19 protein-coding genes are annotated in these 22,102 nt (G+C 68.1%); 11 read left to right on the top strand and 8 right to left on the bottom strand.

Features of this window, described 5'->3' with window-relative positions:
- Window positions 1–9 precede the first annotated feature (9 nt).
- The 5 genes from SY91_RS35175 (at window position 10) to SY91_RS24610 (ending at window position 6,160) form a co-directional block, all read left to right on the top strand.
- Window positions 10–270: a hypothetical protein gene (locus SY91_RS35175; protein ID WP_260632438.1), complete on the top strand. Its 261-nt coding sequence runs from the start codon at window positions 10–12 to the stop codon at window positions 268–270.
- 411 nt (window positions 271–681) lie between these two features.
- A complete protein-coding gene (locus tag SY91_RS24625) occupies window positions 682–2,109 on the top strand; it encodes an MFS transporter (protein WP_175785671.1) in 1,428 nt (475 codons plus the stop codon).
- A gap of 397 nt (window positions 2,110–2,506) precedes the next feature.
- Entirely contained in the window at window positions 2,507–3,823 is a 1,317-nt protein-coding gene (locus SY91_RS24620; protein WP_006480524.1) for a hypothetical protein, read from the top strand.
- A gap of 161 nt (window positions 3,824–3,984) precedes the next feature.
- The gene (locus tag SY91_RS24615) at window positions 3,985–5,097 is read left to right on the top strand and encodes a porin (protein ID WP_006480525.1); all 1,113 of its coding nucleotides are present in this window, start codon (window positions 3,985–3,987) and stop codon (window positions 5,095–5,097) included.
- Window positions 5,098–5,107: 10 nt separating this feature from the next.
- On the top strand, window positions 5,108–6,160 hold the full coding sequence (locus SY91_RS24610; protein ID WP_006480526.1) for a nucleoside hydrolase: 1,053 nt from the start codon (window positions 5,108–5,110) through the stop codon (window positions 6,158–6,160).
- Between the two features lie 34 nt (window positions 6,161–6,194).
- On the opposite strand, the gene SY91_RS24605 is transcribed toward SY91_RS24610, so the two are convergent.
- Window positions 6,195–7,103 (bottom strand): LysR family transcriptional regulator, encoded by a 909-nt coding sequence (locus SY91_RS24605; RefSeq protein WP_006480527.1) that lies wholly within the window; start codon window positions 7,101–7,103, stop codon window positions 6,195–6,197.
- A gap of 94 nt (window positions 7,104–7,197) precedes the next feature.
- Between SY91_RS24605 and SY91_RS24600 the strand changes: the two genes are divergently transcribed.
- Together SY91_RS24600 and add are read left to right on the top strand one after the other, a co-directional pair.
- Entirely contained in the window at window positions 7,198–8,547 is a 1,350-nt protein-coding gene (locus tag SY91_RS24600; protein WP_124592373.1) for an NCS2 family permease, read from the top strand.
- 45 nt (window positions 8,548–8,592) lie between these two features.
- Window positions 8,593–9,693: an adenosine deaminase gene (gene add, locus SY91_RS24595; RefSeq protein ID WP_185921198.1), complete on the top strand. Its 1,101-nt coding sequence runs from the start codon at window positions 8,593–8,595 to the stop codon at window positions 9,691–9,693.
- A 34-nt stretch (window positions 9,694–9,727) separates the two neighbouring features.
- Here the strand turns inward: add and SY91_RS24590 are convergent, their stop codons facing one another.
- Together SY91_RS24590 and SY91_RS24585 are read right to left on the bottom strand one after the other, a co-directional pair.
- The gene (locus SY91_RS24590; protein WP_185921197.1) at window positions 9,728–11,959 is read right to left on the bottom strand and encodes a penicillin-binding protein 1A; all 2,232 of its coding nucleotides are present in this window, start codon (window positions 11,957–11,959) and stop codon (window positions 9,728–9,730) included.
- A 124-nt stretch (window positions 11,960–12,083) separates the two neighbouring features.
- The gene (locus SY91_RS24585) at window positions 12,084–13,592 is read right to left on the bottom strand and encodes a PLP-dependent aminotransferase family protein (protein ID WP_034175150.1); all 1,509 of its coding nucleotides are present in this window, start codon (window positions 13,590–13,592) and stop codon (window positions 12,084–12,086) included.
- Between the two features lie 123 nt (window positions 13,593–13,715).
- On the opposite strand from SY91_RS24585, the gene SY91_RS24580 reads away from it, so the two are divergent.
- On the top strand, window positions 13,716–14,354 hold the full coding sequence (locus SY91_RS24580; protein ID WP_124624769.1) for an FMN-binding negative transcriptional regulator: 639 nt from the start codon (window positions 13,716–13,718) through the stop codon (window positions 14,352–14,354).
- Window positions 14,355–14,406: 52 nt separating this feature from the next.
- Here the strand turns inward: SY91_RS24580 and SY91_RS24575 are convergent, their stop codons facing one another.
- Complete coding sequence (locus tag SY91_RS24575; protein WP_006480533.1) at window positions 14,407–14,988, bottom strand: thioredoxin family protein; 582 nt, start codon at window positions 14,986–14,988, stop codon at window positions 14,407–14,409.
- Window positions 14,989–15,221: 233 nt separating this feature from the next.
- On the opposite strand from SY91_RS24575, the gene SY91_RS24570 reads away from it, so the two are divergent.
- Together SY91_RS24570 and SY91_RS24565 are read left to right on the top strand one after the other, a co-directional pair.
- On the top strand, window positions 15,222–15,962 hold the full coding sequence (locus tag SY91_RS24570) for a response regulator (protein ID WP_006480534.1): 741 nt from the start codon (window positions 15,222–15,224) through the stop codon (window positions 15,960–15,962).
- The gene (locus tag SY91_RS24565) at window positions 15,959–17,281 is read left to right on the top strand and encodes an ATP-binding protein (RefSeq protein ID WP_006480535.1); all 1,323 of its coding nucleotides are present in this window, start codon (window positions 15,959–15,961) and stop codon (window positions 17,279–17,281) included. The genes SY91_RS24570 and SY91_RS24565 overlap by 4 nt, the downstream gene beginning before the upstream one ends.
- A 72-nt stretch (window positions 17,282–17,353) precedes the next feature.
- Here the strand turns inward: SY91_RS24565 and SY91_RS24560 are convergent, their stop codons facing one another.
- From SY91_RS24560 to SY91_RS24545, 4 genes are all read right to left on the bottom strand, one after another.
- Window positions 17,354–17,965 (bottom strand): alpha/beta fold hydrolase, encoded by a 612-nt coding sequence (locus tag SY91_RS24560; protein WP_185921196.1) that lies wholly within the window; start codon window positions 17,963–17,965, stop codon window positions 17,354–17,356.
- 58 nt (window positions 17,966–18,023) lie between these two features.
- Window positions 18,024–18,758: a metallophosphoesterase family protein gene (locus SY91_RS24555; RefSeq protein WP_006480537.1), complete on the bottom strand. Its 735-nt coding sequence runs from the start codon at window positions 18,756–18,758 to the stop codon at window positions 18,024–18,026.
- Window positions 18,759–18,868: 110 nt separating this feature from the next.
- Window positions 18,869–19,405, bottom strand: a complete 537-nt coding sequence (locus tag SY91_RS24550) for a GNAT family N-acetyltransferase (protein ID WP_011546941.1) — start codon at window positions 19,403–19,405, stop codon at window positions 18,869–18,871.
- Window positions 19,406–19,417: 12 nt separating this feature from the next.
- Window positions 19,418–20,050 (bottom strand): LysE family translocator, encoded by a 633-nt coding sequence (locus SY91_RS24545; RefSeq protein ID WP_185921195.1) that lies wholly within the window; start codon window positions 20,048–20,050, stop codon window positions 19,418–19,420.
- A 305-nt stretch (window positions 20,051–20,355) separates the two neighbouring features.
- Here SY91_RS24545 and SY91_RS24540 point away from each other — a divergent pair, with 305 nt between their 5' ends.
- Window positions 20,356–21,549, top strand: a complete 1,194-nt coding sequence (locus tag SY91_RS24540; RefSeq protein WP_023475705.1) for a porin — start codon at window positions 20,356–20,358, stop codon at window positions 21,547–21,549.
- The last annotated feature ends 553 nt before the right edge of the window (window positions 21,550–22,102 follow it).

The raw sequence follows: 22,102 nt of genomic DNA, 5'->3' as shown, positions 1-22,102 counted from the left end.
GGTGAAGGAATGCCAAATGGTTTCAATTTCGATCACTGGCGTGAACGCTTGCACGCATGTGAAGACTTCGCAGACGAGAGCAAATCCGACGAGTTCTTGGATCTCTTGACCGAGTCCGAGAAAAATATGGTCTACGAGGTAGCGGTGGAGCTTCTTAGGACCTTCTCTGATGCCGACGATTTCGGCATTCAGGAGCGCACGCGCAATATACTTGAGGCCGCTGATCGGCACGTGTTTTATCCGGCCCTTGTGCAAGAGTTAGAGGGGTGATTGAACGATCTCCTGAAAAGCAATGGGCGGTCACTTTGCTTGGAATCGAGGTTGATTACGGAGACTTCAGGTTGTTGTTGAGTTATGTGAACAAGGCCCCGGAGAGCGTAAGGCGTGCATTTATTTCGTTTATAAAATCGGAAGAGTTCTTGTCTGAGTATCCGGGAGTTTCGAAATATTTGGCCGGGATGTAAGTGGTGTGGCAGTGAGGGCAGGGGCGAGATGAACCAGTGCTCGTTCAGACATTCATCGCGAAACCGCCCATTGAACCGCTCCGAAGGCCTTTGGCCCGCCCCTGCGCATCACCCGATTGATGTGCTCAAGCACGCGCCTCGCTAAAATGCGCGAAGCCGCTCGCCAGTTCCCCTCTGCTGGCGCCAACGACAATCAAGAATCCGGAGACTCGCCACCATGGCATCCACCCAGCCCGACCCGCTCACGGCAGCAGGCGCCGCCCGCCCCACAGCGATCGATCCCGGCTCCATCTCGGCCCGTCTCGACCGCCTGCCGCCGACGCGCAGCGTCTGGAAGCTCGTCGTGCTGCTGAGCCTCGGCTTCTTCTTCGAACTCTACGATCTGCTCTACAGCGGCTACGTCGCACCGGGCCTCGTGAAAAGCGGCATCCTGTCCGCGACGACGCACGGCCTGTTCGGCACCACGGGCGTCGCGAGCTTCATCGCCGCGCTGTTCTCCGGCCTTTTCATCGGCACGATCGCGTGCGGCTTCCTCGCGGACCGCTTCGGCCGCCGCGCGATCTTCACGTGGTCGCTGCTGTGGTACACGGCCGCGAACGTCGTGATGGCGTTCCAGGACACCGCGACCGGGCTGAACTTCTGGCGCTTCGTCGTCGGTCTCGGGCTGGGCGTCGAGATGGTGACGATCGGCACCTACATCTCCGAACTCGTACCGAAGCAGATCCGCGGCCGCGCGTTCGCGTGCGAGCAGGCGGTGGGGTTCGTCGCGGTGCCGGTGGTCGCGTTCCTCGCTTACCTGCTGGTGCCGCACGCGCCGCTCGGCCTCGACGGCTGGCGCTGGGTCGTGCTGATCGGCGCGCATGGCGCGCTGTTCGTGTGGTGGATTCGCCGTGAACTGCCGGAAAGCCCGCGCTGGCTCGCGCAGCAGGGCCGGGTCGACGAGGCCGACCGCATCATGCGCGCGCTCGAGGCGAAGGTCGAAGCCGAATACGGGCGGCCGTTGCCGCCGCCGGCACCGGCCGAACCCGTGCCGCCGCGCGGCAGCTTCCGCGACATGTGGGTGCCGCCGTATCGCAGCCGCACGATCATGATGACGATCTTCAACGTGTTCCAGACGGTCGGCTTCTACGGCTTCGCGAACTGGGTGCCGACGCTGCTGATCAAGCAGGGCATCACGATCACGTCGAGCCTGATGTATTCGAGCGTGATCGCGCTCGCGGCGCCGATCGGCCCGCTGATCGGCCTCGTGATCGCCGATCGCTTCGAGCGCAAGTCGGTGATCGTCGCGATGGCGGCGGCGATCGTCGTCTGCGGGCTGCTGTTCAGCCAGACGACGGTGGGCGCGTTCCTGATCGTGCTCGGCATCGGCCTCACGCTCGCGAGCAACATCATGTCGTACAGCTTCCACGCCTACCAGGCCGAGTTGTTCCCGACGTCGATTCGCGCGCGGGCCGTCGGCTTCGTCTATTCGTGGAGCCGCTTCTCCGCGATCTTCTCGTCGTTCGTGATCGCGGCCGTGCTGCGGGGCTTCGGCACGTTCGGCGTGTTCGCGTTCATTGCGGGCGCGATGGTGGTCGTGATGGCTGCAATCGGATGGATGGGGCCGCGCACGAAGGGCATCGCGCTCGAAACCATCTCGAAGTAGTCGGCGCGGCGTGCACGCGTGTCGCATGGTTCGTGCGGCATGCGTGCGATGCGGGCGAGGCCCTAGTTTCCGAGCGCCGGATCGCAAAAAATGCTTCGTCATGCAGATCATAAACAGGGCGGCACGCTCGAACCGGATGAAACCTGCGTGCCTTCGGACGTGTGACGAAACCGCGCAACACGCCAGCCTGCCACGCAGCGAACACGCAAGCGGAAACGAGTTGAAACAAAGCGTGACGAAGCGCAATTCCCCGTAAAAGCGTGCTTCGGGCCGCGGCCGATTCGCGTATCGACGAGTAAAATAGGGGGCCTGACGACTCATTAGCCGCCATCGGAGTGCCCGCGTTGCATCAGCGAACGGCTCCACCGCGAAGAGGCGTCGGCGCCTGGCGCATGCGATGCGCCGGACGTGTCGATGGCTTGCGCGGAAGATGCGCCGCTCGCAGCAGCACCATGCGGCGGCCGGATCGGCCGATGGCTTCGAACCTATGATTCTTTCCCACCTGGCGCGGCGCTTTGCGCAGCCGCGTTGCCTCAACCGCGCAATCGCCGCATACGTGGGGCTCGCTGCCGCGGTGTCGATTTCCGTTGTCGCCGAACGGCCTGCCTTTGCCGCGTCCGATGCGCCGTCGTCTGCTGTGCAATCCTCGTCTGTCGCGTCGCCTGCTTCGGCGGCCTCTCGCACGCATCCGGCTTCGTCCGCGCATGCGGTGTCGGGTGCATCGGCCGCAGCGCCGACATCCGGGGCGTCACACGCGAATCACGCGGATTCCGCGAGCGCGGCATCCGGTGCGTCGGCCGCTTCCTCGGCTTCCGCGGCATCGGCAGCATCGGCCGCCGCACCTGCATCGGCCGCATCCGGCCCGTCCGCGAGCGAAGCCGAGCCGCCTCCGCCCACGCCGCCGCGTCGGCATCCGCCGCTGTCGGCCGAGGCGGCGCAAAACGCGACGGCGCGCGCGCTCGACATGCGCAAGCGCTTCACGCAGGAAGTCACGCGGCGCCTGAACGTGCCCGCGAGCGAGCAGCGCGCGTACGGCGACCGTCTCCAGAAAGCGCTCGCCGATGCGGATCTCGGCGATCTCGCCGGCGAATACGTCGCGATGGTGGACCGCGCGCCGAACGTGCAGGCACTGTTCATCTACTTTCGCGCGACGCCGGCCAATGCGTGGCTGATGATCGGCGCATCGCCGGTCGGCACCGGGCTGCCGGGCCAGTACGACCATTTCCTGACGCCGCTCGGCGTGTTCCATCACTCGCCCGACACGATGGATTTCCGCGCGGAAGGCACGACGAACGAGAACGGCATTCGCGGCTACGGTCACCGCGACATGCGCATCTACGATTTCGGCTGGGTGGACGGCGAGCGCGGCTGGGGCAAGGGCGGCGTGTCACCGATGCGTTTCCAGATGCATGCGACCGATCCCGACCGGCTCGAAGCGCTGCTCGGCATCCGGCACTCGAAGGGCTGCGTGCGGATTCCCGCGTCGCTGAACACGTTCCTCGACCAGCACGGGCTGCTCGACGACGACTACCAGGCACGCGTCGAGGCCGGCAAGTCGCTATGGGTGCTGCGTCGCGATCGCGACATCACGCCGATCGCCGGTCGCTATCTGGTCGTGATCGACAGTGCCCGCAAGACCCGCCCGGCCTGGTCGCCGCTGCCGGGGCGCGGCGCGTGGTCGAAGCTGCCGAAGGGCGGCGACACGGCGGACTGAGCGCCGGTTCGCCGGGCGCGGGCGGTGTAGAGATGAGAATAAATCCGTTTTATTGAGATATAAGGAAAGCAAACTTTTATTATCCGATCCGGGTTCGTATAGTCGAGTCCAGTTTCGCGGAACCCTGCCGCGCCTGGACCACCACCGACCAAACGACCCGCATGAAAACTCTCTACAAGCTCGCCCCGCTCGCGATGCTCGGCGCCTTCGCGACCCATGCCGGTGCGCAAAGCAGCATCACGCTGTACGGTCTCATCTCGGCCGGTGTCGGGTTCGCGACGAACCAGGGCGGCAAGAACGCGTGGCAGGCGCTGTCCGGCACGAACCAGAACCCGCGCTGGGGGCTGAAGGGCAAGGAAGATCTCGGGCAGGGGCTGTCCGCGGTGTTCCAGCTCGAGAACGGCTTCAACGTGATGACGGGCACGGCCGCGCAGAACGGCCGCGAGTTCGGGCGCATGGCGTACGTCGGCCTGGCCGACCGCACCTACGGCGCGCTGACGCTCGGCCGCCAGTACGACGCGATCCACGACTACATCGGGCCGGTGATCATCGCGAGCAACGGCGTGAACATCGGCGACAACGACAACGGCTACAACGACATCCGCGTGCAGAACTCGGTGAAGTACGTGAGCCCCGTCTACTACGGGCTGAAGTTCACCGCGCTGTACGGCTTCAGCAATACGACCGGTTTCGCGAACAACAGCGCGTACAGCTTCGGGCTCGGCTATGAGCGTGGCCCGCTGCGCTGGAGCGTGGTCTATGCGCAGTACAACCATCCGTACAGCGCGACGAACCAGGACGGCGCGATCGCGAACGACTATGCGTCGCCGCTGCTGATCTTCAGCAAGAGCGCGATGTCGCCGGCCGCGTACGCGAGCCGGCAGCGGATCGCGGGCACGGGCGGCTTCTACACGATCGGCCGCGCGCAGTTCGCGGCGATGTTTACCGACGTACGCTACGATTACCTCGACAATTCGCATCTGCACCTGCAGAACCTCGGCGTGAACGTCGTCTACACGATGACGCCGCAGCTCTTTCTCGGCGCCGCGTACGCGTTCACGAACGGCAAGTACGACGTGATCGACAAGCGTCCGAAATGGCATCAGGTGAACCTGCAGGCCGACTACTTCCTGTCCAAACGCACCGACGTCGCGCTGACGGTGATCGCGCAGCAGGCGGCCGGCGACGCGGATCATGCGCAGATCTTCGCGTATGCGCGTTCGACCGGCACGCGCCAGATGATGGCGACGCTCGGCGTGCGGCACGTGTTCTGAGCCCCCGACCATGACCCATCCGATCGCATCCCGCCGCACGTTCCTGAAACTGTCCGCCGCGCTGGCCGGCACCGCGCTGCTGCCCGAAACGGGCGCATTCGCGGCTGGCGGCGACGCCGCGCGCCGCACGGTGATCATCGATACCGATCCGGGGCAGGACGACGCCATCGCGATCCTGTTCGCGCTCGGCGCGCAGGACCGGCTCGACGTGCGCGCGTTGACGGCCGTGGCCGGCAACGTGCCGCTCGATCTCACCGAACGCAATGCGCGGATCATCCGCGACTGGGCCGGCCGCACGAACGCGCTGCCGGTGTATGCGGGCTGCCCGCGCCCGCTCGTGCGCGAGCTCGTGACGGCCGCGAACGTGCACGGCAAGACGGGGCTGGAAGGCGTCGAACTGCACGCGCCGCGCGCGCCGCTCGCCGCCGGCCACGCGGTGTCGTACCTCATCGATACGCTGAGCCGCGCGGCGCCGAACAGCGTGACGCTGTGCGCGCTCGGCCCGCTGACGAACATCGCGACCGCGCTGGTCGAAGCGCCGCAGATTCGCGCCGCGCTGCGCGAGATCGTGCTGATGGGCGGTGCGTTCTTCGAGCGCGGCAACATCACGCCGGCCGCCGAGTTCAACATCTACGTCGATCCGCAGGCGGCCGACGTGGTGTTCGGCAGCGGCGTGCCGATCGTCGTGCTGCCGCGCGACGTCGCGGTGAAGGCGCCGATCACGCCGGCCCGCGTCGCGCCGTTCCGCGCGCTCGGCAACCGCTGCGGCGCGATCGTCGCGGACATCATGGAGGCCGAGCTCGCCTACAACAAGAAGCGGCGCGGCGTTGAAGACGCGCCGATGTACGACCCGACGGCCGTCGGCTATCTCGTCGATCCGACGCTGTTCGGCGGCCGCAAGGTGAACGTGGTGGTCGAGACGACCGGGCAGTGGACGCTTGGCGAGACCGTCGTCGACTGGAACGGGCGCAGCGGCCGTGCGGCGAATGCGACATGGATCAACGAGGTCGATGCGGACCGGTTCTACGCAGCACTCGTCGAACGGATTGCGAAGCTGCCCTGAACATGGGCAGCCACCCGGCGGACCGCGAACGTAATCAGATCTGCTTCGCAATCCATTCGCGGCACGCGCGCACGTGCGGGCCGCGATCGTCGGCGGCGAGCGAGATCAGCGAGATCGCACGCGTGACGCGCGGTTTGTCGACGCGCAGCGCGACGAGTTCGGGATCGTGCAGATGCATCGTGTAGAGACTCGGCAGCACGGCGGTCGCGAGGCCGTTGCGCGCGAGCGCGTAGAGCGGCTCGGTGTATTCCATCCGGTACGTGACGTTCAGGCGCAGCTTTTCGGCACCGCCGGTGCGATGCAGCGATTCGCTGACGCTGCCGCGCACGAACACCGCGAGTTCGCGATCGACCAGCTTCGCCCACGTGACGCTCTTCGCGCGGGCGAGCGGATCGTCGTGCCGCACGACGATCACGATCTCGTCCTCGAACAGCTGCTGGTAGCGCAGCGTGCCGTCGTCGCCGTCCGGTTCGCGCACGCCGATGCCGAGATCCGCGACGCCGTCGCGCACCGCTTCGACGAGTGCGCTGTTCGGCAGATCGGTGAGCGTGAAGCGCAGCGTCGGATGGGTGCCGCGCAGTGCGTTGAGCGCGGGCAGCAGGCGGCCCGCGACCGACGGGATGAACGCGATGCGCACGGTCTGGATGCGTTCGCCGATGAGGCGCGTCATGTCGTCGAAGGTGCCGCGCGCCTGGTTGAGCAGGCGTTCGGCGAGCGGCAGCACGGCTTCGCCGGCAGTGGTGAGCGTGAGCCGGTGCGCGCTGCGGGCGAACAGGCGGCCGCCGAGCAGGAATTCGATCTGGCGGATCGACGCGGTGAGCGCGGGCTGCGTGAGCGACAGCGCCTGCGCGGCCTGCGTGAAGCTGCGCGCATGCGCAAGGACGACGAAGTGCTGGACCTGCCGCAGCGTGAGCGCGGGGAGCAGCGACGAGCGGTCGGACATCGGGTAATAGCGGTCGGGATGCGGTACGCGGCAGTATAAGACCGCGCTGCACGAACCGACACAGGACAATATTCGGAATCACGGGAGAACCACCATGTCAGCGACTGACACGATGCCGGCGCGCACGCCGGCCAACTGGCTCGAACGACGCTTCGCGCTCGCCGCGCGCGGCACGAGCGTGCGCACCGAGACGATCGCGGGCGTCACGTCGTTTCTCGCGGCCGCATACCTGCTCGTCGTGATCCCGTCGCTGCTCGCGACGGGCGGCATGGAGCGCGGCGCGGCGACGACCGCGACGATCGTCGTATTCGTGCTGTTCACCACGCTGATGGGGCTCTACGCGAATCTGCCGTTCCTCGTCGGCCCCGGTATCGGCGGCTCGGTGATCATCGGCGTGACGCTCGCGACGACCGAGCACGTCGGCTGGCAGACGGGCCTCGGCATCGCGTGCGTGTCGGGCGTGCTGTTCTTCCTGCTGACGATCCTCGGCGCGCGCGGCGTCGTGGTGCGGCTGATTCCGGTGCAGATCAAGCTCGGGCTCGGTGCGTCGATCGGGCTGTTCGTCACGATGCTCGGGCTGCGCAATGCGGGGATGGTCGTCGCAAATGCGAAGACCAACGCGTTCGCGCTCGGCGACTTCTCGCGGCCGGGCGCGCTGGTCGCGCTGATCGGTCTCGCGGTCGCGATCGTGCTGCAGGCGCGCAAGGTGCCCGGCGCGATCCTGATCGCGATCCTCGTCGCGGCCGCGGCCGGCGTGCCGCTCGGCGTCACGCACCTGCCTGCGTCGTTCATGTCGCTGCCGCACAGCATCGCGCCGATCGCGTTCAAGCTCGATATCGGCAGCGCGTTGAGCCTGGCCGCCGCGCCGTACCTGTTCGCGTTCTTCGCGGCGGAATTCTTCTCGACGCTCGGCACCGCGCTCGCGGTGGGTGCGAAGGCGAACCTGCTCGACGAACAGGGCAACCTGCCGGACATCAACCGGCCGTTCCTCGTCGATTCGCTCGCCGCGACGCTCGGGCCGGTGTTCGGCATTCCGGCGCTGACCGCGCTGATCGAATCGGCGGCCGGCGTCGAGGCGGGCGGCCGCAGCGGGCTGTCGTCGCTGGCCGCGGCCGTGCTGTTCGCCGCGATGCTGCTGTTCGTGCCGGTCGCGCTTGCGATTCCGAAGGAGGCGACGGCGCCGGCGCTGATCCTGATCGGACTGTCGATGTTCGCGACGATCCGCCATACGCATTTCGACGACTTCACCGATGCGCTGCCCGTGATGTCGATGGTGCTGCTCACGCTGATGTCGAACAGCTTCGGCACCGGCATCGCGGGCGGGCTGCTGTGCTACGTGCTCGTCAAGCTGCTGGCCGGCCGCTGGCGCGACGTGTCGTGGGGGCTCGTCGTGCTCGCGATTCCGCTCGGCTATTACTTCTGGACCGTCGTGAAGCCGCACTGAGAGACGGCTTGCGCGACGCATCGCACTACCGAAAAAGAGACTGACATGAAGGGAACACCAGGCAATGTCCCGGCCGCGCGCACGGGCATCGAGATCACGCCCGCGCATCGGGCCTTCTTCCGCGCGCTGCCGAAGGTCGAGCTGCATTGCCACCTGCTCGGCGCGGTGCGGCACGACACGTTCGTCGCGCTCGCCGAACGCAGCGGCGCGCCGATCGAGCGCGCGGAGATCGACGCGTTCTATGCGCGCGGCGAGAAACCGGTCGGCGTGCTGCACGTGCTGCGCGCGCTGGATAAATATCTGCTGACGCAACCCGACGACCTGCGGCGGATCGCATACGAATATCTGGAGGACGCGGCCGCGCACAACGTGCGGCATGCGGAATTCTTCTGGAATCCGACGGGAACGGTGCGCGTATCCGGCATCGCGTATCCGGACGCGCAGGCCGCGATCGTGACGGCGATCCGGGACGCCGCACGCGATTTCGGGATCGGCGCGCGCCTGATTCCGAGCATCGACCGTGAGCAGGACCCCGACGAAGCGGTTGCGATCGTCGAATGGATGAAGGCGAATCGCGCGGACGAAGTCGCGGGGCTCGGCATCGACTATCGCGAGAACGACCGGCCGCCGGAACTGTTCTGGAAGGCGTACCGCAACGCGCGCGCGGCCGGCTTCCGCACGACCGCGCATGCGGGCGAGTTCGGGATGCCGTGGCGCAACGTCGAGACGGCCGTCGATCTGTTGCAGGTCGACCGCGTCGATCACGGCTATACGATCGTCGACAACCCCGAGCTGTGCGCGCGCTATGCGGAGCGCGGGATCGTCTTCACCGTCGTGCCGACGAATTCGTACTACCTGCGTACGCTGCCGCCGGAGCAATGGGCGGAGCTGCATCCGATGCGCAAGATGCCGGGGCTCGGGTTGAAGATCCATCCGAACACCGACGATCCGACGCTGCACAAGGTGAACCCGTCGGAAGCGTGGGAGTTGATGTTCAGCCATTTCGGCTTCGCCGTGGCCGACCTGAAGCAGTTCATGCTGAACGGGATCGACGGCGCGTGGGTCGACGACGCGACGAAAGCCGCGTGGCGTGCGGCATGGGCGCCGGAGTTCGATGCGCTCGCCGCAACGCTCGCGGCGGGCTGAACGCGTTTCCTGGCTCAGCCCGCCGCCGGCACGATCATCGGAAGAAGCGCAGCCAGTCGAACAGGCCTGAATGCTGCGGCGCGCGCCGCTTCGGCGCTGGCGCGCTGCGTGGCCGGAAATCGGGCGAGAACTGCACATGCGGATCGATTGCCCGCGCGCGCAGCGCCGCGTCGTAGAACGACCCGACGATCGGCAGCGCACTGTGCGCGCCCGCGCCCCAGTAGTCGCTGCGCAGCGTCACGCTGCCGTCGTCGAAGCCGACCCACGCGCCGGCCACCAGTTGCGGATGCATCAGGATGAACCAGCCGTCGGTGTTGTCCTGCGTCGTGCCGGTCTTGCCCGCGACGTCGATGCGAATCCCGTAGCGCGAGCGGATGTCCGCGCCGGTCCCGTAATCGACGACGCCGCGCATCGCGTCGACGAGCGTCAGTGCGGCGGGCGCCGACAGCGCGCGTTCCGGCGGCGCGCTGCCGAATGCGGCGAGCACCTTGCCGTCGCGATCCTCGATGCGCGTGATCATCTGCGGTGCGACGTACACGCCGCGATTCGCGATCGTGCCGTACGCGGACACCATCTCTTTCAGCGTGACCGGGCTCGTGCCGAGCGCGAGCGACGGCACCGCGTCGAGCGGGCTGTCGCGCACGCCCATCGCGCGGGCAAGCTGCGCGACCTTCGCCGCGCCTTCCCGCTGCATGACCTGCGCGGTGATGCGGTTGCGCGACAGCGCCAGCCCGTCGCGCAGCGTCATCGGCGCGCCGGTCGGCGGCTCCGCATCGGTCGGCCGCCACACGGCGCGGCCGTCGATCGGGATCGCGACGGGGCCGTCGACGAACGTGTCGCCCGGCCGCATGCCGTCCGCGAACGCGGCGCCATAGACGAACGGCTTGAACGTCGAACCCGGCTGACGCCGTGCCTGTACCACATGATCGAACGGCTCGCTGCCGAAATCGGGGCTGCCGACCCACGCACGGATCGCGCCGTTGCGCGGATCGATCGCGACGAAGCCGGCCTGCACCTGCGTCTTGCGCTCGCACAGCGCCCGCACGAATTCGCGATTCGCGCCGAGCTGCTTCAGCGCAACCACGTCGGCGAGCCCGGTGTCGCGGGCCTGCCGATACTCCGGTGTCTGACGCATGAAGCCGCGGAACAGGTCGTTGCGCAGCCCGCAGCCGGACGGCCCGCGCCATGCGCCGTCGGCGATCGCCTGCAGCCGTTCGGTCTGCCGCGTCAGCGCCTGCGTGGCCATGTCCTGCAGCCGCGCATCGAGCGTCGTGCGCACGACGAGGCCGTCGGAGTAGAGATCGTAGTTGTTGCGGTCGGCCCACGCGATCAGCCACTTGCGCAGTTGCACCGCGAAATGCGGCGCGAGACCGGGCTGTGACGTCTGCGGTTCGAAGTCGACGCGCAGCGGCTGGCGCTGCAGTTTCGCGAACTGCTGCGGCGACAGCATGCCCATCTGCGCCATCCGGCCGAGCACGACGTTGCGCCGCTGGACCGCGCGTTCCGGATTCAGCACCGGGTTGTAGTAGCTGTTGCCCTTCAGCATCCCGACGAGCGTCGCGCTTTCCGTGAGATCGAGCTGGTCCGCCGACTTGCCGAAGTAGGTGCGCGCGGCCATTTCGACGCCGTACGCGTTGTACAGGAACGGCACCGTGTTCAGGTACGTTTCGAGAATCTCGTCCTTGCTGTACACCGCTTCGATCTTGAACGCGGTGATCAACTCCTTCACCTTGCGCGTGAGCGTCGGCGCGCGGCCGACTTCGTCGGGATACAGGTTGCGCGCCAGCTGCTGCGTGATCGTCGAGCCGCCCTGCCGGTCGCCGGAGAACGTATGCAGGCCGGCCGCGAGCGTGCGGCGCCAGTCGATGCCGTGATGCGCGTAGAAGCGGTGGTCCTCGGTCGCGATCAGCGCATCGATCATGTGCGGCGAGATCTGCTTGAGCGGCACCCATTCGCGGTTCACGGGACGGAATTCGGCGATCAACTGGCCGTCGGCCGACAGCACGCGCGCGGGGCGGTCGATGCGCGCCTTGCGGATGTCGCCGATGCTCGGCGTGAACGGAACGAACGCGAGCAGGAGCAGCAGGCCCAGCACCGGGATCGCGGCGAGCGTCAGCGCCGCGCCGCGCCAGGTCGGATGGCGCAGGCGGTGGAGCATGCCCGCGCCCAGCGCGCGGACGCGCATGCGGCACGCGGCGGCGGGCGGCGTGACACGGGCGCGGCAATGGAGCCACGCGTCTCGGAGAAACGGCACGAAGCGGTTCAAGGCGGCAGGAGCGCGGAGGGAAGACGCGCGATCCTAGCAAACGGAACCCGCGTGCCGGCCGTGGAAACGGCCGTTTGCTTGCAGGATTTACAGACGATTACGTTTGTTGCCCGCCGCCAACCTTTTACCGTGCGCGGGGCCGCGATTCCACCGACGAAACCACGTCCGCGAGCCGCTGCGCGGCCGCTTCCATCTGCGCGCGGCCGAACCCGCCGAAGCCCAGCACGAGGCCGGGGCGCGCCGTGCCGGGCGCGAACATTGGCGACACCGCACGCACCGCGACACCGGCCCGGGCGGCGCGCGCGACGACGTCGAGATCGTCGATGCCTTGCGCGAGCCACAGCACGACGTGCATCCCCTGGTCGCCCGGCTGCACCCATGCGCGCTCGCGCGGCAGCCGCGCGCCGAGCGTGTCGATCAGCGCCGCGCGCTGTTCCGCATAGACGCCGCGCACGCGGCGGATGTGGCGATCGAGATGACCCTCGGCGATGAACGCGGCGAGCACGTGCTGGTCGGCGGTCGGCGCGTGGCGGTCCATCAGCACGCGCGCGCCGCAGAACGCGGGCACGAGATCGTCGGGCGCGATCACGTAGCCGAGCCGCAGCGACGGAAACAGGATCTTGCTGAAGGTGCCGAGATAGATCACGCGATCAGGCGCGAGGCCCTGCAGCGACGGGAATGGGTAGCCTTCGTAGCGTAGCTCGCTGTCGTAGTCGTCCTCGACGATCCATGCGCGGTGGGCGCGCGCCCATGCCAGCAGCGCATTGCGCCGCGCCATGCTCAGCGGCATGCCGAGCGGGTACTGGTGCGACGGCGTGACGAATGCGGCGCGCGCATCGGGCGCGAGCCGGATGCCGGCGTCGACGTCGAGGCCGTCGGCGTCGACCGGCACGCGCACCATCGCATCGCGCCGCCCGGTGCTTTCGAGCAGCGCGGTGATGCCGCGATAGGCCGGATTCTCGACCCATGCGCGGTCGTTTGCGCCGAGCAGCACCTGGCTCGCGAGATGCAGCCCCTGCTGCGTGCCGCTCGTGATCACGACCTGGCCGGCATCGCAGCGCACCGAGCGCGACCGGCGCACGTAGTCGGCGATCGCTTCGCGCAGCGGCAGCGCGCCTTGCGGATCGGCATAGCCGGACGGCGCGCCGGCGCCGCGGGCGCGCAGGCGGTTGCCGAGCCGGCGCCAGATGTCGTCGGGCGCGGTGAGGCCGAGCGGCACCGAGATCGCGAACGGCATCGCCGGCAGCGGGCTGAATTCGCGGGCGAGCCGCGCGAAGGCGGCGGCGGGTTCGGGCAGGGCGTCGCGCGCCGGGTCCAGGCGCTGCGTGGGCGATTCCGGAATGTTGCCGGGCGATGGTTCCGCGAGCGCATTCGCGACCCGCGTACCCGCGCCGCCGCGCGATTCGAGAAAACCTTCGGCGATGAGCTGCGCGTACGCGTCGACGACGGTGCCGCGCGCCACCTGCAGCGACGCCGCCAGCAGCCGTGTGGAAGGCAGCGTATCGCCGGGCTGGACGTCGCCGCGGCGCACCGCGTCGCGCAGTGCCTGCGCGAGCTGGCGGCTCAGGTCGCCGGCCGCGCGATCGAGCACGCCGAGCGACGGGATTTCGACGATCCGGGCCGTTCTTGCCATGATTCTGGTCTGCTGAAATTGTTTCAAACCGGCTCTACAGGATAAACCAGTTTGAGATCACAATTGAACCATGACGGGCTAGCACCCGCGCCATTTCCCACCCCGCACGACCGTGGAGCCGACATGTACGTCCCCGCCGATTTCAACGAACCCAACCCCGACGCGCTGCGCGAACTGATCGTCCAGCATCCGTTCGGCAGCCTGATCACGCACGGCAAGAGCGGACTCGATGCGAACCACATTCCGTTCGAACTGATGCCCGGCGACGGCGGGCTCGGCGAACTGCACGCGCACGTCGCGCGGGCGAATCCGGTCTGGCAGGACGTCGCGGACGGCGACGAGGTGCTCGTGATTTTCCGCGCCGGCGACGCATACATCTCGCCGAACTGGTATCCGAGCAAGCACGTCGCGCATCGGCAGGTGCCGACGTGGAACTACCGGGTCGTGCATGCGCACGGCCGCATCACGGTGCGCGACGACGAGAAGTTCGTGCGCGGCGTGGTCGCACGGCTGACGCGTACGCACGAGGCGTCGCAGCCGGTGCCGTGGAAAATGGGCGACGCGCCGCCCGACTACATCGACACGATGCTGCAAGCGATCGTCGGGCTGCAGATCGAGATCACGCGGCTCGTCGGCAAGCGCAAGCTCGGGCAGAACAAGGCCGAGGCCGATATCCGGGGCGCAGGCGAAGCGCTGGTCGCGGACGGGAAGCTCGCGATCGGGGAAGCGATGCTGGCGGAGGCCGACGCGAAGCGCGAATGAGCGCGTGACGCGAGCGGGCGCGGGCCAGTATCGAGCCCGCTCGCCGCCCAGGTCACTGCGTGCGCGTCGAGCCCTTCGCCTCTTCCCCCGCCTGCGCGAGCGCCCCCCGAATCGCCGCCTCCGTCTTGTCGTACCCGCCTTCGCCATACCGCGTATAGACGATCTTGCCGTTCGCATCGATCAGGTACAGCGCGGGCCAGTACTGGTTGCCGTACGCGCGCCACGTGTCGTAGCGGTTGTCCTGCGCGACCGGATAGCGGATATCGAAGCGCCTGATCGCATCGGCCACGTTCTTCGCGTCGCGTTCGAACGGATATTCCGGTGTATGCACGCCGACCACGACGAGCCCCTGGTCGCGATATTTCCGATACCAGTCGTTCACGTACGGAATCGTATGAATGCAGTTGATGCACGAGTACGTCCAGAAATCGACGAGCACGACCTTGCCGCGCAACTGGTCGAGCGTCAGCGGCGCGCTGTTGTGCCAGCGGTCGATGCCGGTGAAAGCGGGCGCCGCCATGCCGGCCGGCGATGCCTGCACGCCCGCGTCGTCGCGGGTGCCGGCGAAGGCGGCGAGCCCGGCCGTGGCGGCGAGGGCGATGACGAGGGCGGCGGTCTTGAGGCGGGGCAGCATGGCGTTCTCCTGATCTTTGGGGCCGCGGCGCGAGGGCGGCGGCCCGACGGGTTTCGACAGGCCCCATTAGGCGGCGCCGACGTATCTGCGATGTGTCCGGCCCGCCGCGCGTGTGCAACGTTGTGTGTCGCCACGCTGGCGCGATACATTGGGATACAAACGCGTGCCCGCCGTGCGGTATAACAGCGGACATCGACCCGCCCGAACCCCGACACCGATACCGGCAACGACTCATGGACAAGATCGACCACGTGCTGATCGTCGACGACGATCGCGCGATTCGCGAACTGATCGCGGACTACCTGGAGAAGAACGGCATGCGCGTGTCGCTGGCCGCGAACGGCCGCGAGATGCGCAACGCGCTGGATGACGGCGCGCCCGACCTGATCGTCCTCGACCTGATGCTGCCCGGCGAGGACGGCCTGACGCTGTGCCGCGACCTGCGCGCCGGCAAGTTCCGCACGGTGCCGGTGCTGATGCTGACCGCGCGCGGCGAGGAAACCGATCGCATCATCGGCCTCGAGATGGGCGCCGACGACTACCTGGCCAAGCCGTTCGCGGTGCGCGAGCTGCTCGCGCGAATCCGCTCGGTGCTGCGCCGCGCGCGCATGCTGCCGCCCGGCATGCAGGTGACGGAAACGGCCGCGCTGCTTGCGTTCGGCGAATGGCAGCTCGACACGACCGGGCGCCATCTGCTGGACACCGAAGGCACGCTGGTCGCGCTGAGCGGCGCCGAATACCGGCTGCTGCGCGTGTTCCTCGACAACCCGCAGCGCGTGCTGACGCGCGACCAGTTGCTCAACCTCACGCAAGGGCGCCAGTCCGACCCGTTCGACCGCTCGATCGACCTGCTCGTGAGCCGGCTGCGCCAGCGCCTGCGCGACGGCGCGCGCGAGCCGCGCTACATCAAGACGCTGCGCAACGAGGGCTACGTGTTCTCGTCGGCCGTGACCGCCGTCGACGGTACGCCATGAGCGCGCGCGCGCCGTGGCACTGGCCGCGTTCGCTGTTCGCGCGGCTCGCGCTGATCCTGTGCGTGGGCCTCGCGCTCGCGCAGACGCTGTCGTTCTGGCTCACCGTGACCGAGCGCGACCAGGCGACCACGAACCTGATGATGGGCTACATCGAGCGCGAGGTCGCCAGCTCGGTCGCGTTGCTCGACCATCTGCCGCCCGCCGAGCGCACCGCATGGCTGCCGCGTCTCGCGAGGCGCAGCTATGCGTTCATCCTCGGGCCGGGCCAAACCGGCACGCCGCCGGAAGCGCGGCTGTCGGCGCGCGTCGAGCGCTCGATTTCGGACGGCATCGGCGGCGACTATCCGCTGACCGCGAATTCGATCCCCGGCGACCGCGAACATCTGCAGGTGCATCTGCGGCTGACCGACGGGTCGCCGCTGACGATCGACATCCATCCGATGTCGACGGTGCCGCTGTCGGGCTGGCTGCCGGCCGTGCTCGTGGTGCAGCTCGCGGTGCTGGCCGCGTGCTGCTGGCTCGCGGTGCGGCTCGCGACGCGGCCGCTCAAGCAGCTCGCGCAGGCGGCCGACGCGCTCGGCCCCGACCTGAAGGGCGAGCGGCTGAACGAAGACGGGCCGTCGGAAGTCGCGCGCGCCGCGCGGGCCTTCAACGCGATGCAGGACCGTATCGCGCAGTACATGGCCGAGCGCATGCAGATTCTCGCGTCGATCTCGCACGATCTGCAGACGCCGATCACGCGGATGCGGCTGCGCGTCGACGTGATGGACGACGACACGCAGGGCGCGAAGCTGCGCCAGGACCTGCTCGAGATGGAGCATCTGGTGAAGGAGGGCGTCGCGTATGCGCGCACGCTGCACGGCACCGAGGAAGCCGCGCGTCGCATCGATCTCGATGCGCTGCTCGACAGCATCGTGTACGACTACACGGATGCGGGGCAGGACGTCGCGCTGCACAGCCGCGCGCCGCTCGCGCTCGTCACGCGGCCGAAGGCGCTGCGCCGCATCGTCGGCAACCTCGTCGACAACGCGCTGAAGTTCGCGGGTGCGGCCGAGATCGACGTGCAGGCGGCGCCGGACGGCGGCGCGGTGATCGCGGTGCTCGACCGCGGGCCCGGCATTCCGGACGATCAGCTCGACGCGGTGTTCGAGCCGTTCCGGCGCGTGGAGACGTCGCGCAATCGCGAGACGGGCGGCACGGGGCTCGGGCTTGCGATCGCGAAGCAGCTCGCGCTCGCGATGGGCGGCACGCTCACGCTGAACAACCGGCCCGACGGCGGCGGCCTCGAAGCGAGGCTGACGCTGAGGAACGCGGGATGATGCGACGCGGCGCGCGCGCGTCGCGGCTTCAGGTGCGTGCCGAACCGTGTGACGTATGCGATGGGTGCTGCGTCACACGCGTTGCAGATGCGCGTCGACGAGCGGCGCGAGCGCTTGCGCATGCACGGCCGCGAGATCGTGCCGGCCACCCGGCACGACGTGCAACCGCGCATCGGGCAGCCGTTCGAGCAGGCGCCGGCCGGCCGCCACGGGGCTGATCGGATCGTCGTCGCCCCACAGCAGCAGCGTCGGCTGCGCGATACGGCCGATGTCCTGCGACAGGTCCGCACGAAACGTCATGAACCAGTCCGGCAACCGCGGGTTCGCTTCGGCGAAACCGGCGCGCCAGTCCTGCGCGCCGAGCCCGGCCATGTCGAGGCCGCCGGACGTGACCGTCAGCACGAGATGCGTGACGAGACCCGGCTTGTCGAGCGCCGCGCGCATCGCGATCACGCCGCCCATCGATTGCGCGATCACGGCGGTCGGCCGGTCGACGATTGCCAGTACATGACGCACGAGACCGTCGAAATCGTCGACGGCCGGATCGCGCGGCGTGTCGCCGAAGCCCGGGTAGGCGACGATTCGCCGCTCGGCCGGATGCGTGAGCATGCCGGCCAGCGGTTGCCAGAACGCGGTGCTGCCCGATGCGCCGGGCAGGAAGAGTAGTTGCGACGGAACGGGCATGGCGTGTTGATGTTTCTGTAGTTGAGGCGAAGCAGGGTGGCAGGGCGGCGCGAGCGCGTCAGCAGCGGCCCGTGCGCAGCGCGATGGTCCAGTCGTCGCGGCCGCGCGACGCCGCGATGGCGGCGGCCGTATGCCAGTCGTATTCGACCGCATGGAATTCGACGCTCCAGCCGGCGGCGGTGCGCGACACCATCGCGTAGCGGGCGTGCGGCGAGCCCGTCTCGATTCGGTGCGGATGCGGCAGGTCGTCCGCATACGCCTGCAACCCGACGCTGCCCGGATTGACGATCAGCCGGCCGTCGTCGAGCTTCGCGGTACGTGGCACGTGCGTGTGGCCGCACAGGATCAGCGAGGCCGCCGTGTCGCCCGCGCGCTGCGCGACTTCATCGGGCGTGGCCGCGCGGCAGCCGTCGGGCGTGACCGTTTCGAGGAAATAGACGAGATCGCTGGCGGGCGTGCCGTGCACCATCAGCACGTCGCCGTCGAGCGTCAGGCGTTCGGGCAGCGCGGCGATCCAGGCGCGATGGTCGGCGCGCAGCGTGTCGTGCGCCCAGCGATCGGACAGCCGCATCGCGTCGCGATCGAGCGTCAGCAGTTGCCGCTCGTGATTGCCCTTGATGGTCGGCAGGTCGAGCGCGATCAGGCGGTCGGCCGTTTCGGCCGGATGGAGTGCGCCGGACACGATGTCGCCGAGATTGACGATCACGTCGGCGCCGCGGCGGCGGACATCGTCGAGCACCGCGTCGAGCGCGGCGAGGTTGCCGTGGATGTCGGAGAGCGCGGCGATTTTCATGGCGGCAAGTCGATGAGGGGAGTGGCGATTGTCGCCAATTCGGCGCGGGTCGTGCAATCGGGTCGTGCAATCGCTTCACGGCATCGGCACGCGATGCCGCGGCGGGCACGTCAGTCGGTCGCGAGGCGTGCGTACATCGCGAAATCGCCCGGCGTGCCGCGCACCATCTTGTAGGCGCGCAGCAACCCCTCGTAGCGGTAGCCGCACTTTTGCAGCACGCGCGCGGAGCCGGCGTTGCTGGTCAGCACGACCGCCTGCATGCGCATGAAGCCGCCGTGCGTGAACGCCCACGCGGTGACGGCGTCGCACACCGCGCTCGCGATGCCGCGCCCCCAGTGCGACGGCGCGAGGTCGTACGCGATCTCCGCCGAGCGGTTGACGGTGGACACCGTATGCAGCCCGATCGTCCCGGCGAGCGCGCCCGACGCGGTGTCGACGATCGCGAGACGCCGGATCGAATCCGGATCGGTCGATTCGATGTTGTCGAACATCGGCAGCAGATCGTCGGGCGAGCGCAGGTTCCAGCTCGTGTGACGGAAAACGTCGGGGTTCGACAGGTACGCGTACCACGCGTCGAGATCCGCGCGTTCGAGTTGCCTGAGCGACAGGCCGGGGAAACCGGCGCGGGGCGGTGTGGCGATTTTCATCGAGCCCGGCGCCTACGCGGCATGGCGCCGGTACAGCGCCAGCGAACCGGCGAGCGCGAGCAGCATCGCGCCGCATGTGCGTTCGAGCCACAGCGCGCCCGAGCGCTTCAGCAGCCGCACCGCGCGTGCGCCGAGCAGCGCGTAGCCGAACATCACCGCGCCGTCGAGCAGCGCGAACGTGACCGCGAGCGCGACGTACTGCGGCGCGAGCGGCGCCAGCGGATCGAGGAACTGCGGCAGGAACGCGGAGAAGAACAGATAGCCCTTCGGATTCGTCACCGCGGTCAGGAAGCTTTTCGCGAAGATCGATGCGTTGCGTCCGGAGGCCGTGCCGCGCTGCGCGACCGCTACGTCGAGCGCCCCTTTCGACGTCAGCAGCCGGATGCCGACATACGCGAGGTACGCGGCGCCGAGCCACTTCACGACCGAGAACCAGAACGCCGACGCCATCAGCAGCGCGCCGAGGCCGAGCGTGACCGCGACGATCAGCACGAAGTCGGACAGCATCGCGCCCGCGAAACCGTAGGCCGCGCGGCGCACGCCGTAGCGCGAGCCGTTGGTCAGCGCGAGCAGCACGGTCGGGCCGGGTGTCGCGATGCCGACGAACGCGACGGCGGCGAAGATCAGCAGGGTCGTTTCATGCATGAAGGAACTCCCGGAGGAAAGCGCGCAGCCGATTATCGTCCGCGTCGCCCCGCGCTGTACAGGCGCGGCAGCCGTGGCTATGGCCGCGCTCCGACTATCTCAATTTTGACAAGAAACTGTTGTCATTATTCCGCTTTGGAACGGAACCGGTTCCAACTACCATACCGGCCGCAGCGGGCATGCCCGCCGCGTCGTCGCGCGCGGACGTCGCCGGCCTCGCACCGTCGGCGGATGTCGGCGCCCGCGCGCGCCACTCGCAAACAGCCAGCCAGAACAACGGGTTCACCGCCCGGAGACATACAACCATGAACAAGCAACTGATCGCAGCGCCGCTGCTGCTCTCGCTCGCGGGTGTCGCCGCCGCGCAAAGCTCCGTCACGCTGTACGGCATCGTCGATGCGGGCGTGACCTATCGCAGCAACGAACGGGTCGGCTCGGCCGGCGCGTACACCGGGCATTCGAGCGTCGGGCTCACGACCGGCAACCTGTCCGGCAGCCGCTGGGGCATCAAGGGTTCCGAGGATCTCGGCGGCGGGATGCGTGCGCTGTTCGTTCTCGAGAACGGCTTCGACATCACCAACGGCACGTCCGGCCAGGGCGGCCGCCAGTTCGGCCGGCAGGCGTTCGTCGGCGTCGGCAGCGACCGCTACGGCACGGTCACGCTCGGCCGCCAGTACACGTCGCTCGACGATTTCGTGAGCCCGGTCGGCCCGTCGTCGTTCATCGGCGGCTTCGGCGCGCACCCGGGCGACATCGACGATCTCGACCAGACCGCGCGCGTCGACAGCTCGATCAAGTACACGAGCGCGAACTACTCGGGCTTCACGTTCGGCGCGCTGTACGGCTTCGGCGGCCAGCCGGGCAGCATGAAGCAGCGCAACACGTGGAGCGTCGGCGCCGCATACGCGGCCGGCCCGCTGCGTGTGGGCGTCGGCTACGAGCGCTCGGACAACAGCAAGAAGGGCGCGACCGACCCGACGGCGGGCAAGTGGCAGAGCACCGACGACGGGTTGTTCAATTCGTCGATCAACGAAGGCTATGCGAGCGCGCAGTCGCAGCAGGTGATTGCGACCGGCGCGACGTACGACTTCGGCCCGGCCGTCGTCGGCGTGAACTACAGCAACGTGCAGTACCGCGGCGGCGCGCAGTCGCTGTTCAGCGGCCATGCGACGTTCAACGTCGCGGGCGTGTTCACGCGCTGGAACGTGCAGCCGCAGACGCAGCTGTTCGCCGGCTACAGCTACACGCGCGGCAGCGACGTCGACGGTATCGACAACCGCGCGCAGTATCACAACGTCACGCTCGGCGCGGTCTACGACCTGTCGAAGCGCACCAGCGTGTACCTGCTCGGCGCGTACCAGCATGCGTCCGGCACGACGCTCGACGCGCTCGGCCGGCCGGTGGACGCGACCGCGTCGGTGTCCGACAAGGCGAACGGCCATTCGTCCGATTCGCGGTCGCAGGCGATCGTGAGCCTCGGGCTGCGCCAGAAGTTCTGACGCAGCAGTCGTTGCGCGTGCAACGGGGCCCGCAGCCGATGCGGGCCGCGTTGTCGGCATGCTCGTCCGCAGCCGACGATGCACTGTTCCACCGGCCACGCGTGATCGACGTCGTCGATGCGCTGCCGAAATACTCGACGGCCGGCCCGGCCCGACGCGCGATCCGGCGAGCTGAACGATCGCCGCCGCGTGCCGGTACGGTGCGCGGTTTTCCCCTCCGTATTCCCCCTTTCCCTCCCGCTCCGCCTTCCGTGCGCGAAATCGCAAAAAACCGATCGCGCCGGACAATATTTTTTCTCTTTCATTTTGATTTCGATTTGTAATAATCAAAGTGACTTCCGGGGAATGAAAATGCAATGCGGTCATATCAGAAAAAATGACGTATTCGCATTGAATGACCCGGAACAAAATGCCGGTAAATGCGCTGAAACAGCATGGCTGGCAGGCCGTCGTGGCGCGGTTTCCGAGATTTTGCGATCGTTGACGAAAAAGCGCCGTACGGCAAAGCGCGTGGAGTGAATAATTCGGGGGAACGGCGAATGCGGATTTACCG

Origin of the sequence: Burkholderia cenocepacia (assembly GCF_014211915.1) — a bacterium.
In the GTDB taxonomy this organism is placed as follows: domain Bacteria; phylum Pseudomonadota; class Gammaproteobacteria; order Burkholderiales; family Burkholderiaceae; genus Burkholderia; species Burkholderia orbicola.
This window is presented reverse-complemented; position numbering and strand designations above follow the sequence as displayed.